Source organism: Enterobacter sp. PGRG2, from assembly GCF_030291195.1.
Lineage (GTDB): Bacteria > Pseudomonadota > Gammaproteobacteria > Enterobacterales > Enterobacteriaceae > Enterobacter_D.
In genome coordinates this window covers 2582860-2597032 of the sequence record NZ_CP127837.1, presented here as the reverse complement: position 1 = coordinate 2597032, position 14173 = coordinate 2582860, and the positions used below count along the sequence as shown (strand labels likewise).

The 14173-nt window shown below is 58.2% G+C and carries 14 protein-coding genes; 9 read left to right on the top strand and 5 right to left on the bottom strand.

Translation table 11 applies throughout. The annotated features are described in order from the left end of the window. The first annotated feature begins 107 nt into the window (after nucleotides 1-107). On the top strand, nucleotides 108-1391 hold the full coding sequence (locus QRD42_RS11445; RefSeq protein ID WP_318363607.1) for a putative acyl-CoA thioester hydrolase: 1284 nt from the start codon (nucleotides 108-110) through the stop codon (nucleotides 1389-1391). A 52-nt stretch (nucleotides 1392-1443) separates the two neighbouring features. On the opposite strand, the gene pgl is transcribed toward QRD42_RS11445, so the two are convergent. Next, nucleotides 1444-2439: a 6-phosphogluconolactonase gene (gene pgl, locus QRD42_RS11440; protein WP_072567879.1), complete on the bottom strand. Its 996-nt coding sequence runs from the start codon at nucleotides 2437-2439 to the stop codon at nucleotides 1444-1446. A gap of 152 nt (nucleotides 2440-2591) precedes the next feature. On the opposite strand from pgl, the gene QRD42_RS11435 reads away from it, so the two are divergent. Then, nucleotides 2592-3410 (top strand): pyridoxal phosphatase, encoded by an 819-nt coding sequence (locus QRD42_RS11435; protein WP_321987147.1) that lies wholly within the window; start codon nucleotides 2592-2594, stop codon nucleotides 3408-3410. Here QRD42_RS11435 and modC read toward each other — a convergent pair whose 3' ends face one another. The 4 genes from modC to QRD42_RS11415 form a co-directional block, all read right to left on the bottom strand. After that, entirely contained in the window at nucleotides 3411-4469 is a 1059-nt protein-coding gene (modC, locus tag QRD42_RS11430) for a molybdenum ABC transporter ATP-binding protein ModC (protein ID WP_321988756.1), read from the bottom strand. It lies immediately after the preceding gene. Between the two features lie 2 nt (nucleotides 4470-4471). After that, on the bottom strand, nucleotides 4472-5161 hold the full coding sequence (gene modB, locus QRD42_RS11425; protein ID WP_321987146.1) for a molybdate ABC transporter permease subunit: 690 nt from the start codon (nucleotides 5159-5161) through the stop codon (nucleotides 4472-4474). Then, nucleotides 5158-5934 (bottom strand): molybdate ABC transporter substrate-binding protein, encoded by a 777-nt coding sequence (gene modA / locus QRD42_RS11420; RefSeq protein WP_321987145.1) that lies wholly within the window; start codon nucleotides 5932-5934, stop codon nucleotides 5158-5160. Before modA ends, modB begins: the two co-directional genes overlap by 4 nt. Nucleotides 5935-6106: 172 nt before the next feature. Further along, nucleotides 6107-6256, bottom strand: a complete 150-nt coding sequence (locus QRD42_RS11415) for an AcrZ family multidrug efflux pump-associated protein (RefSeq protein ID WP_072567875.1) — start codon at nucleotides 6254-6256, stop codon at nucleotides 6107-6109. Nucleotides 6257-6384: 128 nt separating this feature from the next. Between QRD42_RS11415 and modE the strand changes: the two genes are divergently transcribed. The 7 genes from modE to gpmA all read left to right on the top strand — a co-directional run bounded on the left by modE (nucleotide 6385) and on the right by gpmA (nucleotide 14171). Further along, nucleotides 6385-7173 (top strand): molybdenum-dependent transcriptional regulator, encoded by a 789-nt coding sequence (gene modE / locus QRD42_RS11410; protein WP_321987144.1) that lies wholly within the window; start codon nucleotides 6385-6387, stop codon nucleotides 7171-7173. Nucleotides 7174-7239: 66 nt separating this feature from the next. Further along, entirely contained in the window at nucleotides 7240-8712 is a 1473-nt protein-coding gene (modF, locus tag QRD42_RS11405; protein ID WP_321987143.1) for a molybdate ABC transporter ATP-binding protein ModF, read from the top strand. 209 nt (nucleotides 8713-8921) lie between these two features. Beyond that, nucleotides 8922-9938 carry a UDP-glucose 4-epimerase GalE gene (gene galE, locus QRD42_RS11400; RefSeq protein ID WP_072567872.1) on the top strand — a complete coding sequence of 339 codons (1017 nt, stop codon included), beginning with the start codon at nucleotides 8922-8924 and terminating at the stop codon, nucleotides 9936-9938. Nucleotides 9939-9947: 9 nt separating this feature from the next. Beyond that, entirely contained in the window at nucleotides 9948-10994 is a 1047-nt protein-coding gene (gene galT / locus QRD42_RS11395) for a galactose-1-phosphate uridylyltransferase (protein WP_321987142.1), read from the top strand. 2 nt (nucleotides 10995-10996) lie between these two features. Next, nucleotides 10997-12145 (top strand): galactokinase, encoded by a 1149-nt coding sequence (galK, locus tag QRD42_RS11390; RefSeq protein WP_321987141.1) that lies wholly within the window; start codon nucleotides 10997-10999, stop codon nucleotides 12143-12145. Continuing rightward, nucleotides 12139-13179: a galactose-1-epimerase gene (gene galM / locus QRD42_RS11385; RefSeq protein ID WP_321987140.1), complete on the top strand. Its 1041-nt coding sequence runs from the start codon at nucleotides 12139-12141 to the stop codon at nucleotides 13177-13179. The genes galK and galM overlap by 7 nt, the downstream gene beginning before the upstream one ends. Before the next feature lie 239 nt (nucleotides 13180-13418). After that, complete coding sequence (gene gpmA / locus QRD42_RS11380) at nucleotides 13419-14171, top strand: 2,3-diphosphoglycerate-dependent phosphoglycerate mutase (RefSeq protein ID WP_072567868.1); 753 nt, start codon at nucleotides 13419-13421, stop codon at nucleotides 14169-14171. Nucleotides 14172-14173 lie beyond the last annotated feature (2 nt).

The following is a 14173-nucleotide window of genomic DNA, read 5'->3' as shown; positions in this document are numbered from 1 at the left end:
GTGATATTGCAGCCGATTTAAACAATCGGCTTCCCGTTTCGCTCAACTTAGTATAAAAAAGCAGGCTTCTAAGGAATTCATTTTAACCTGATAGCCTGGAGCATCCCTTGAACACATTTTCGGTTTCCCGTCTGACGCTGGCACTGGCTTTTGGCGTGACACTGACTGCATGCAGCTCAACGCCACCGGACCAACAACCTTCCACGCAAGCCGCACCGGGGACTGCCTCCCGTCCGGTATTGTCTGCGAATGAAGCACAGAATTTTGTCCCGGCGCGCTATTTCGCGTCTATGGATCCGAACGCCGCGCCATGGAGCCCGTCCGGCATTCGTCTGCCGCAGCAGGCGAACTTTGTCGTCGGCCCGGCTGGCACTGCCGGTGTCACGCATACCACCATCCAGGCCGCCGTGGATGCGGCTATCAATAAACACACCAGCGATCGCCAGTACATTGCGATTCTGCCGGGCGAATATGAAGGCACCGTGTATATTCCGGCAGCGCCTGGCAGCCTGACCCTGTACGGCACCGGCGAAAAACCGCTGGACGTGAAAATCGGCCTCGCGGTGGATTCCGAAATGGACACCAACACCTGGCGTCGCCTGGTGAATCCGGCCGGGAAATATATGCCGGGTAAACCTGCCTGGTATATGTTTGACGCTTGTCAGAGCAAACGTAACGCCACGGTAGGCGTGATGTGTTCGGCGGTCGTCTGGTCACAGAACAATGGCCTGCAACTGCAAAACCTGACCATCCAGAACAGCCTGGGCGACAGCGTCGACGCGGGTAACCACCAGGCGGTGGCCCTGCGCAGCGATGGCGATAAAGTGCAGATCAACAAGGTGAACATTCTGGGTCGCCAGAACACCTTCTTCGTCACCAACAGCAGCGTGGATAATACCCTGCGTACCGATCGCCAGACCCGTACGCTGGTGAAAGACAGCTATGTTGAGGGCGATGTGGATCTGGTTGCCGGTCGCGGCGCGGTGGTCTTTGACAACACCGATTTCCGCGTGGTGAATTCCCGCACCCAGCAGGAAGGCTATGTCTTTGCGCCTGCGACGCAGTCCAATATTTTCTACGGCTTCCTGGCGGTGAATAGTCGTTTCAGCGCCGCCGGTGAAGGCGTGGCGCAGCTGGGCCGCTCGCTGGATATTGATTCCGCGACCAACGGTCAGGTGGTGATCCGCGACAGCGTGATCAACGAAGGCTTTAACGTGGCGAAACCCTGGGCCGCGGCCGCAGGTACGCAGCGCGCCTTTGCGGGTAACACCGGCAGCGTGGATGACAAAGGCAACGTGACGCGCGATCTGAACGATGCGCAGTTCAACCGCATGTGGGAGTTCAACAACCGCGGCGTGGGCAGTCAGGTTGTGGCAGAGCCGAAGCAGTAACCTATGAGTAATAAAAAAGCCCGCCAGATGGCGGGCTTTTTTTTCGTCCGGTTTAGTACGCGTTAACCACTACCCACATCGGGCCCTGACCGACCGCATAACGGCCCTTCTCTTCCAGTAAGCCCTGCGCGCCGCTGATTTCATACAGCGCGATATGGTGCGACTTCTGCCCGGCAGCAATCAGGAATTTACCGCTGTGATCGATGTTAAAGCCGCGCGGCTGGGTCTCCGTCGGCTGATAGCCTTCGATCGCCAGCACGCTACCGTCTTCCGAGATGCTGAACACGGTGATAATGCTCGCGGTACGGTCACAGGCATACAGATGACGTCCGTCCGGGGTGATATGAATATCCGCCGCCCAGCGGGTATCGGCGAAATCGGCCGGCATCATATCCAGCGTCTGCACGCATTCGATCTCGCCGTGCGGGTTCTTCAGCTGCCAGACATCGACGCTGCTGTTCAGCTCGTTCACGCAGTAAGCGAACTGCTGGTTCGGGTGGAACGCCATATGGCGCGGACCGGCCCCTTCCACGGTTTTCACTTCGCCCGGCTCCTGTGCCGACAGCGAGCCGTCCTCGCCCAGCGTGAACAGACAGATGCGATCCTGTTTCAGCGCCGGGACCCACAGCGTGCGGTTGTCCGGGGAGATATTCGCAGAGTGGCAGCCTTCCAGCCCTTCGGCAACCGTCACGGTTTCACCCGGAATACCGTCATCGAGACGCGTCACGCTGACGCAGCCCGCGTTATAGGAGCCGCTGAACAGGAAGCGACCGCTGTGATCGGTGGAGATATGCGTCGGGCTGCCCGGCAGCGGCGCTTCGGCGGTGTAGGTCAGCGCCCCGTCTTCCGCAGAAATGCGGTACGCCAGCACGCGAAATTCCGGGCGCACACCGACGTATAAAAAGCGTTTATCCGGGCTTACGACCATCGGTTGTACCTGCCCCGGCACATCAACAACCTGGACCAGCGTCAGCGCGCCTTCCGGGTTCAGACGCCAGACGTGGATCTGCTGGCTTTCCGGGCTGGCGGTATAAACGGTTTGTTTCATGAATTCTCCTTGATCACAAAGCAGTGAAGTAGATTACCAGGATAGTCTTTTTTAACAGTGAATGCTGGATTTCTGCGCGTGGATTTTGTCCGACCCCGTATCGGGTGTACCATTCCGGCAGCTGATTTCTCATCATTCATATGGAATACGACATGACCTCGCGCGTTATCGCTCTTGATTTAGACGGCACCTTACTGACCCCAGGCAAAACCCTGCTTCCCGCCACGCTTGAGGCGATGAACCGTGCGAAAGCCGCGGGGTATCAGTTAATTATCGTGACCGGTCGTCATCATGTTGCCATCCATCCTTTTTATCAGGCACTGGCGCTGGATACACCTGCAATTTGCTGTAATGGCACTTACTTGTATGATTATCATGCAAAAATGGTGCTGGAGTCCGATCCGCTGCCGGTCGATCAGGCGCTGCAACTGATAGATATGCTGAATGAGCATGAGGTGCACGCCCTGATGTATGTCGACGATGCAATGGTCTATGAAAAGCCCACCGGCCATGTGATCCGCACCCGCAACTGGGCGCTGAACTTACCGGAAGCCCAGCGCCCGACCTTCACACAGGTGGCCTCTCTGAAACAGACGGCGCAGGAGGTGGAGGCCATCTGGAAATTCGCGCTCACCGATGAAAACAGCGATAAGTTAAATGCCTTCGCGCTGCATGTTGAGCAGACACTGGGGCTGGAGTGCGAACGTTCGTGGCACGATCAGGTGGATATCGCCCGTCGCGGCAACAGCAAAGGCAAACGCCTGGCGCAGTGGGTGGCGGCGCAGGGCCTGTCAATGCAGGACGTGATTGCCTTTGGCGATAACTATAATGATATCAGTATGCTGGAAGCGGCGGGAACCGGCGTTGCGATGGGCAACGCCGATGACGAGGTTAAAGCGCGGGCGGATGTGGTGATCGGCGATAACACCACTGATACCATCGCCGAATACCTCTACAAACATCTGCTGTGATCAGGCGGTTATCGACACGCTTTTAATTTGCGCGTACAGCCAGAGGCCGGGTTTGATCGCCAGTTCATCCCTGGCCCACGGGCTGATGCGCGCCCAGATCGTCCGGCTGCCCACCTCCAGTTGCACTTCAACCTGCCCCTGATCGTCCAGACACTGCAACACCTTGGCGCGCAGGATATTACGAATGCTGCTGTTAAGCGGCGGCTGTAGCACCAGCGAAACATCCGTCGCCTGAATACGTATGCGCAGCGTGGACTGCAACGGGCGATCCAGCCTGTTGACCCATAAATGCTGATCGCCCAGCGCCAGCGCGGTCATCGCATAGTGCGGGTGATGCTCCAGCACGCTGACCTTCAGCACGCTGCTTTGCTGATCCGGCGGCAGCCAGGGGTTCATCACCCGACTGCCCCAGACCTCCTCCAGCGAGCCAAAGGCTTTCACCGCCCCGCCCTCCAGCACCATCACTTTATCCGCCAGATGCAGGATCTCATCCAGCGAGTGGCTGACGTAGAGCATCGGAATGTGAATTTCCCGCGCCAGCCGTTGCAGGTAGGGCAGCAGCTCACGCTTGCGCGGCACATCCAGCGAGGCCAGCGGCTCATCGAGCAGCAGCAGCTCCGGCGCGGTGAGCAGCGCCCGGCCAATCGCCACCCGCTGTTTTTCACCGCCGGAGAGCGTGCCCGGCAGCCGATCGAGCAGCGGCGCAATGCCGAGCAGTTCCACCAGCTTGTCGAACTGTCCGGCCATGCTTTTCGCCATGCCGTAGCGTAAATTGCCGCGCACCTTATAGTGCGGAAACAGACGCGCATCCTGAAAAACGTAACCCACGCGGCGTTTTTCCGGGGCGAGGAAAATGCCCTTTTCGGCGTCGTTGAGCACGCGATTATTCAGCACAATGCGCCCCTGCTGCGGACGCGTCAGGCCGCTGATGGCGTTAATCAGCGAGGTTTTACCGGCCCCGGAAACGCCAAAAATGGCGGTAATACCGCTGGCAGGCAGGGTTTCGTTAATCTCTAAACGGTGCGTGCCCAGCGTCTGGGTAAAGTGAAGTTCCAGCATGATCAGCGCCCCGTCCGTTCGCGGCTGACGCGCGCCAGCCATTCAGAAATCAACAATGAAATTAACGCCAGCACAATGGAGATCACGCACAGCCGTGCGGCGGCGCTTTCCCCGCCCGGCGTCTGGATCAGCGTGTACATGGCGGAAGGGATAGTGCGCGTTTCGCCGGGAATGTTGGAGACGAAAGTAATAGTCGCGCCAAACTCCCCCAGCGAACGGGCAAAGGCCAGCACCGTACCGACGATAATGCCGGGCAGCGTCAGCGGTAAGGTGATGGTAAAAAAGACGCGCCAGCGCCCGGCGCCCAGCGTGCGGGCGGCCTGCTCCAGCTTGATGTCCACTCCTTCCAGCGCAAGGCGAATGGCGCGCACCATCAGCGGAAAGGACATCACGGCTGCCGCCAGCACCGCCCCGCGCCAGCTGAACGCCAGGGTGATGCCGAACCAGTCGTGCAGCCAGCCGCCGATCACCCCGCGCCGCCCCATGCTGATGAGCAACAGATAGCCCACCACCACCGGCGGCAGGACAAGAGGAAGATGCAGCAGGCTGTCGAGCAGCGCTTTGCCCGGAAAGGTGCAGCGCACCAGTAGCCAGGCAAAGAAGATCCCAAAGGGCAGACTAAAGAGTACGGCCAGGGATGAGATTTTCAGGCTCAGCAAAACCGCCTGCCATTCGGGATCGGTCAGTATCATTGGTGCGTTGTAAATCCATAACGTTTAAAGATTTCAGAAGCCTGCGGGCCTTTGAGATAGTCGTAAAACGCGCTCACCGTCGCGTTCTTATGACCGTCGACAATCGCCAGCGGGTATTCCACTTTTTTGTGTGAATCTTCCGGGAAAGTCCCCACCACTTTCACGCCTTTACTGGCCACCGCATCAGAGCCGTAAACGATGCCGAGCGGCGCTTCGTTACGCTCCACCAGCGCCAGCGCGCCGCGGACATCTTCCGCCGGGGCGAGTTTGGGCGACAGCGTATCCCAGGCGCCCAGTTTTTGTAACGCCTCTTTGGCATAAATGCCTGCCGGAACGTGCTCCGGATCGCCTACCGCAAGACGGCCGCCGTTCAGCAGGGTTGTCCACTGTGTTTGCGCGTTAATGGCGATCGGCCCCTGGACGCTGGCTTTCGACGCCACCACCACCAGGCTGTTACCCAGCAGCGTTTCGCGGCTGTCGGTTTCAATCGCCTTTTTCTCCACCGCATAATCCATCCATTTCTGATCGGCAGAAATAAACAGATCGGCGGGCGCACCGGCTTCGATTTGCCGCGCCAGCGTGGACGATGAGGCAAAGGACGACACCACCTCAACGTTTTTCTCTTTTTTGTACTGCGTGGCAATATCCTGCATCGCGTTGGTCAGCGAGGCGGCAGCAAATACGGTGATTTTACTTTCATCGGCCAGCGCAGCGCCCGCCAGTGAGAGGGAGAGCGTGGCGCCTGCCAGCAGACGTAAACCGGTACGGATCATTTTTTAACTCCTGTGCATTTCGTTATATACTTTATGATATAACGATAGCCATACAAATTTACAGGACTAATTGGTACTACTCTGGTGTTAACGGGGCGGCAGAGAAATTATCGGCAGGCGGGGGCAAATCCTGAATAGCAAAACGCCCGCTGAGCGGGCGCTTTTTTTGAAATCAATGTGATTGTCTGGATTTATCTTTGTGGCCGATGCCGGAAAAGATATTGAAGACTTCACCGAGGCCGTAGATGAGGCCAAGAATGATCGCCATTACCACCGGTACCATGATGACCGCAAATACCAGACTTTTTAATAATTCTAACATGGTCGACTCCACAGTGAGTTAAGCGTTTATTCTAACCCGATCCGCGAAAATTACACGTCCCTTTTGTGCGGTGCCCGTTGCGCCAGGGGCGAATTCCGTCACAATACCCTATTTGCCAGGACATTGTTATGCAGGCCGAAATTCTCCTCACTCTCAAACTTCAGCAACGGCTTTTTGCCGATCCGCGCCGCATTTCCCTGCTCAAACAGATCGCCGAAACCGGCTCCATCAGCCAGGGCGCGAAGAACGCCGGCATCAGCTATAAAAGCGCCTGGGATGCCATCAACGAGATGAACCAGCTGAGCGAACAGACGCTGGTGGAACGCGCCACCGGCGGTAAGGGCGGCGGCGGCGCGCTGCTTACCCGTTACGGACAGCGGCTGATCGCGCTTTATGATCTGCTGGTGCAGATCCAGCAAAAAGCCTTTGATGTGTTGAGCGACGACGATGCCCTGCCGCTGGACAGCCTGCTGGCGGCCATCTCACGTTTTTCCCTGCAAACCAGCGCCCGCAATCAGTGGTTCGGCACCGTGGTCGCCCGCGAATCCCACCAGGTGCAGCACGCCATTGAGGTATTGCTGGCGGATGGCAGCACGCGTCTGAAAGTAGCGATCACCGCGCAAAGCAGCGCCCGGCTCGGGCTGGTGGAAGGTAAAGAGGTGCTGGTATTGCTGAAAGCGCCCTGGGTGAAGCTGACACAGGATCCGGCGGTGGCGGCGGGCATGGATAATCAGCTACCCGCGACTGTCAGCCATATCGAACGCGGGGAAACCCAGTGCGAAGTGCTGATGACACTCCCGGACGGGCAGACGCTGTGCGCCACCCTGCCCCAGGCGCAGGCGAAGGATCTGGCTGAAAACAGCGAGGTCATCGCCTGTTTTGCCGCCGACCAGGTGATTGTCGCGACATTGTGCTGAGTGCATTGACAAAGCATCCGCTGCCACGTATTCCTGTATTTTCTGCTGCAAAAAACGGGATACACAATGTCTTTATTGCATATTTCGCAAGGCACGTTTCGCATTAGCGACACCCGCACCTTACAGATCGCCGATTTGTGCCTGCACACCGGGGAAAGCTGGGCCTTTGTCGGCAGCAACGGCAGCGGCAAATCCGCCCTTGCCCGCGCGCTGGCAGGGGAACTGCCGCTGCTGAAAGGCGAGCGCCAGTGCGACTACGCCCGCGTCACCCGTCTCTCCTTTGAACAGCTGCAAAAACTGGTCAGCGACGAGTGGCAGCGCAATAACACCGACATGCAAAGTCCCGACGAGAACGATACCGGGCGCACCACCGCGGACATCATCCAGGACGAGATCAAAGACAGCGAACGCTGCGCAGCGCTGGCCGCGCAGTTTGGCATCAGCGGCCTGCTCGATCGCCGTTTCAAATACCTTTCCACCGGCGAGACGCGAAAAACCCTGCTCTGCCAGGCGCTGATGGCCTCCCCTGAACTGTTGATCCTGGATGAGCCTTTTGACGGACTGGATGTGGCATCCCGCGCACAGCTGGCGGAACACCTCGCCCTGCTGAACGGCCAGGGCATTACGCTGGTGCTGGTGCTTAACCGCTTTGATGAGATCCCCGAATTTGTGCAGCACGCCGGGGTAGTGGTGGACTGCGCGCTGGCGGAAACCGGCGAAAAGGCGGCGCTGYTRCAGCAGGCGCTRATCGCCCAGCTGGCGCACAGTGAACGGCTACAGGGCATCGCCCTGCCGCCGCCGGATGCCCCCTCCGCCCGCCACGCCCTGCCGCCGGAAGCGCCGCGCATCGTGCTCAGGGACGGCGTGGTCTCTTATGATGACAGGCCGATCATTAATCATCTGAGCTGGACGGTAAAACCGGGCGAGCACTGGCAGATCACCGGGCCTAACGGCGCGGGGAAATCGACGCTGCTGAATCTGATCACCGGCGATCATCCGCAGGGGTACAGCAACGATCTGACGCTGTTCGGCGTGCGTCGCGGCAGCGGCGAAACCATCTGGGATATTAAAAAGCATATCGGCTATGTCAGCAGCAGCCTGCATCTGGATTACCGCGTCAGCACCAACGTGCGCAATGTGATTTTGTCCGGCTATTTTGATTCCATCGGCATCTATCAGGCGGTGTCGGACAAGCAGCATAAGCTGGCGCAGGCATGGCTGGATATTCTGGGCTTTGACGCCCGCACCGCCGACGCGCCCTTTCATAGCCTGTCATGGGGGCAGCAGCGGCTGGCGCTGATCGTGCGTGCGCTGGTGAAACATCCAACCTTGCTGATCCTGGATGAACCGCTTCAGGGACTGGATCCGCTTAACCGCCAGCTGGTGCGCCGTTTTGTGGACGTGCTGATTAGCGAAGGGGAAACGCAGTTGCTGTTTGTCTCCCACCACGCCGCGGATGCCCCGGCCTGCATTACGCACCGGCTGGAATTTGTGCCGGACGGCGAGGGATACCGTTACCATCTCGCCGCCGTGCGCTGACCCTTTCGCGCCTGCTGTCCGACAGGCGCTCACTTTCAGACAAATTACAGCGCCACCCCACTATCTTATTGATTTATAGTAGCCTTTGACGCGCCGGCGATCCTGAAATGCGTTAGTGTAAACGATTCCACTATTTTCGGTCGTGTCACACTTTTTCCCGCTCTGTTATGCTATGTTTATTACATAACATACGCCTGATGGAGTGTCATATGCGAGTTCTGGTTACTGGTGGTAGCGGTTACATTGGGAGTCACACCTGTGTGCAACTGCTGCAAAACGGCCACGAGGTCATTATTCTCGACAACTTATGTAACAGTAAGCGCAGCGTGTTGCCGGTGATCGAGCGGCTGGCGGGCAAATCCGTTACCTTCGTTGAAGGAGATATTCGTAACGAAGCCCTGATGACCGAGATCCTGCACGATCACGCCGTGGATACGGTGATCCACTTTGCCGGTCTGAAAGCCGTGGGCGAATCCGTCGCCAAACCGCTGGAATATTATGACAACAACGTCAACGGCACCCTGCGCCTGATTAGCGCCATGCGCGCGGCCAACGTTAAAAACTTCATTTTCAGCTCGTCGGCCACCGTCTACGGCGACCAGCCTAAAATCCCTTACGTTGAAAGCTTCCCCACCGGCACGCCACAAAGCCCGTACGGTAAGAGCAAACTGATGGTTGAGCAGATCCTCACCGACCTGCAAAAAGCGCAGCCGGAATGGAGCATCGCGCTGCTGCGCTACTTCAATCCGGTCGGCGCGCATCCGTCGGGCGATATGGGGGAAGATCCGCAGGGCATTCCGAACAACCTGATGCCGTTCATCGCCCAGGTAGCGGTAGGCCGTCGCGAGTCGCTGGCGATTTTCGGCAACGACTACCCGACGGAAGACGGTACCGGCGTGCGCGATTACATTCACGTTATGGATCTGGCAGACGGTCATGTGGCGGCCATGCAGCAGCTGGCAGGTAAATCCGGCGTGCATATTTACAACCTCGGCGCGGGCGTCGGCAGCAGCGTGCTGGACGTGGTCAACGCTTTCAGCAAAGCCTGCGGTAAACCCATTAACTACCACTTTGCCCCGCGTCGCGATGGCGATCTGCCCGCTTACTGGGCCGATGCCAGCCGTGCTGATAAAGAACTGAACTGGCGAGTCACCCGCACACTGGACGAAATGGCTGAAGATACCTGGCGCTGGCAGTCACGCCATCCGCAGGGATATGCAGATTAAGGAATAGTGATGACGCAATTTAACCCGGTCGATCATCCGCATCGACGTTATAACCCGCTTACCGGGCAATGGATTTTAGTTTCACCGCATCGTGCCAAACGTCCGTGGCAGGGCGCACAGGAGACGCCGTCGCAGGAAACCCTGCCGTCTCACGATCCTGACTGCTTCCTCTGTCCGGGCAACACGCGCGTAACGGGGGATAAAAACCCGCAGTACACCGGCACCTTCGTGTTTACCAACGATTTTGCCGCACTAATGAGCGATACCCCGGAAGCGCCGGAGAGTACCGATCCGCTGATGCGCACCCAGAGCGCGCGCGGCGTCAGCCGGGTGATCTGCTTCTCGCCGGATCACAGCAAAACGCTGCCGGAGTTAAGCCTGCCTGCACTGGAAGAAGTGGTCAAAACCTGGCAGGCGCAAACCGCCGATCTGGGAAAAACCTACCCGTGGGTGCAGGTGTTTGAAAATAAAGGCGCGGCCATGGGCTGCTCTAACCCGCATCCGCACGGCCAGGTGTGGGCGAACAGCTTCCTGCCGAACGAAGTGGAGCGGGAAGATCGCCTGCAGAAAGCCTATTTCGATGAGCATCAGTCGCCGATGCTGATGGATTATGTTCAGCGCGAACAGGCGGACGGTAGCCGCACCGTGGTGGAAACCGAGCACTGGCTGGCCGTGGTGCCCTACTGGGCGGCATGGCCGTTCGAGACGTTGCTGCTGCCAAAAGCGCATGTCCTGCGCATTACCGATCTGACGGACGCCCAGCGCAGCGATCTGGCGCTGTGCCTGAAGAAATTGACCAGCCGTTACGACAACCTGTTCCAGTGCTCTTTCCCCTACTCCATGGGCTGGCACGGCGCGCCGTTCAACGGTGAAGAAAACCAACACTGGCAGTTGCATGCGCACTTCTATCCGCCGCTGCTGCGCTCCGCGACGGTGCGTAAGTTTATGGTCGGCTATGAAATGCTGGCAGAAACCCAGCGTGACCTGACGGCTGAACAGGCCGCCGAACGTCTGCGCGCGGTCAGTGATATCCATTTTCGTGCATCCGGAGAATAACAATGCCTCTGAAAGATAAAACGCAATCCCTGTTTGCTGAAAAATTCGGCTGCCCTGCAACTCATACCATTCAGGCGCCGGGCCGTGTGAATCTGATCGGTGAGCACACCGATTATAACGATGGCTTCGTGCTGCCGTGCGCCATTGATTACCAGACGGTGATCAGCTGCGCGCCGCGTCAGGATCGTACCGTGCGGGTAATTGCCGCCGATTACGACAATCAGTCAGATGAATTTTCCCTGGATGCGCCCATTGTGGCCCACGACAGCCAGCAGTGGTCTAACTATGTGCGCGGCGTGGTGAAGCATCTGCAACAGCGTGACAACAGCTTCGGCGGCGCGGATCTGGTGATCAGCGGCAACGTGCCCCAGGGCGCGGGGCTCAGCTCGTCGGCCTCGCTGGAAGTGGCGGTCGGCACCGTATTCCAGCAGCTGTATCACCTGCCCCTCGATGGCGCGCAAATCGCGCTCAACGGTCAGGAAGCGGAAAACCAGTTTGTCGGCTGTAACTGCGGCATCATGGATCAGCTGATCTCTGCCCTCGGCAAAGAAGGCAGCGCGCTGCTGATCGACTGCCGTTCGCTGGGCACCAAAGCCGTCTCCATGCCGGAAGGCGTGGCGGTGGTCATCATCAACAGTAATTTCAAACGTACGCTGGTGGGCAGCGAGTACAACACCCGCCGCGAGCAGTGTGAAATCGGCGCGCGTTTCTTCCAGCAGCCGAAACTGCGTGATGTGTCGCTGGATCAGTTTAACGCCGTGGCTCATGAACTGGATCCGCTGGTGGCGAAACGCGTTCGCCATGTGCTGACTGAAAACGCCCGCACCGTGGAAGCGGCCAGCGCGCTGGAAAAAGGCGATCTGACCCGTATGGGTGAGCTGATGGCGGAATCCCATGCCTCTATGCGTGACGATTTCGAAATCACCGTGCCGCAGATCGACACCCTGGTGGACATCGTCAAAGCGACCATTGGCGACAAAGGCGGCGTGCGTATGACCGGCGGCGGCTTCGGTGGCTGCATCGTGGCGCTGGTACCGGAAGCGATGGTGCCAGAAGTGCAGAAAGCCGTGGCGGAACAGTACGAAGCGAAAACCGGCATCAAAGAAACCTTCTACGTTTGCAAAGCATCACAGGGGGCAGGACAGTGCTAAACGAAACGCCTGCGCTGGCCCCGGACGGGCTGGCTTATCGTCTGATCACCCTGCGCAATGGCGCAGGGATGGTGGTGACGCTGATGGACTGGGGCGCAACCCTGCTCTCCGCGCGCGTACCGCTGCCGGATGGCACCGTCCGTGAAACTCTGCTCGGTTGCCGTACACCGCAGACTTATCCGGAACAGACCGCCTACCTGGGGGCGTCAATCGGACGCTATGCTAACCGCATCAGCAAAAGCCGTTTTCGCCTCGACGGGCAGGAATATCAACTGCTGCCAAGCCAGGGCGAAAATCAGCTGCACGGCGGGCCGCAGGGCTTTGACAAGCGCCGCTGGCGCATTGTGCGGCAGAACGACAGCGAAGTGCTGTTCTCCATCGACTCACCGGACGGCGATCAGGGTTTCCCCGGCAATCTCACCGCCAGCGCCCTGTTCCGTCTGACGGACGACAACCGTATCCGCATTGAATATCGTGCGACCACCGACAAGCCGTGCCCGGTGAACCTCACTAACCACGCGTATTTCAATCTGGATGGCGCGCAGGGAGACGTGCGTCAGCATCAATTGCAACTGCTGGCGGATCACTATCTGCCGGTTGGCGAAGACGGTATTCCGGACAGTGGCCTGAAAGCCGTCGATCAGACCAGCTTTGATTTCCGCCGCCCGAAAACCCTGGCGCAGGATTTCCTCAGCGATGACGATCAGAAAAAGGTGAAGGGTTACGACCACGCCTTTTTACTCCAGGCGAAAGGCGATCTCAGCCAGCCCGCGGCGCATTTGTGGTCCAGCGATAACCGCCTGCAGATGTCGGTCTATACCACCGCCCCGGCGTTGCAGTTCTACTCCGGTAACTTCCTCGAAGGGACGCCGTCGCGCGAGCTGAAAGCGTATGAGGCCTGGCAGGGGCTGGCGCTGGAAAGCGAGCTGTTGCCGGACAGTCCGAATCATCCGGAGTGGCCGCAGCCGGATTGTATTCTGCGTCCGGGCGAGGAATATCTGAGTATTACCGAGTACCAGTTTATTCCGTCCTGATCCTTTCGTTTTGCCCGGCGGCGTTTAGCCTGCCGGGCGTTCTCTGTTTTGCCGTGACTTTTTTGTTCATTTCGCTGAAATAAACGCCATTTACCGACAAAAACATAACCCTGCATTCACATGCACCTTACACTGCGCGACTATTTTCGCTATGGTTAAGGTTATGCGTTGCTGCTGACGGCGTCACGGCAATATAATGAGAATTGTTATCATTCAATCAGTTTTTGGAGGAGTAGAGTATGGCAGTTACTAAGCTTGTTCTGGTTCGTCACGGCGAAAGCCAGTGGAACAACGAAAACCGCTTTACCGGCTGGTACGATGTAGACCTGTCCGAAAAAGGCGTCAGCGAAGCGAAAGCAGCAGGTAAACTGCTGAAGAGCGAAGGCTTCAGCTTCGACTTTGCGTACACTTCTGTGCTGAAACGCGCTATCCATACCCTGTGGAACGTGCTGGACGAACTCGACCAGGCCTGGCTGCCGGTTGAAAAATCCTGGAAACTGAACGAGCGTCACTACGGTGCGCTGCAGGGCCTGAACAAAGCTGAAACCGCTGAAAAATACGGTGACGAGCAGGTTAAGCAGTGGCGTCGCGGCTTCGCGGTAACCCCGCCGGAGCTGACCAAAGATGATGAGCGCTACCCGGGCCACGATCCGCGCTACGCTAAACTGACCGACCAGGAGCTGCCGACCACCGAGAGCCTGGCGCTGACCATCGATCGCGTGATCCCGTTCTGGAACGAGTCCATTCTGCCGCGCATGAAGTCCGGTGAGCGTGTGATCGTTGCGGCGCATGGTAACTCCCTGCGCGCGCTGGTGAAATACCTGGATAACATGAGCGAAGACGAGATCCTCGAACTGAACATCCCGACCGGCGTACCGCTGGTGTATGAGTTTGACGAGAACTTCAAACCGCTGAAACGCTACTACCTGGGTAACGCTGACGAAATCGCTGCAAAAGCGGCGGCAGTCGCTAACCAGGGTAAAGCGAAGTAATA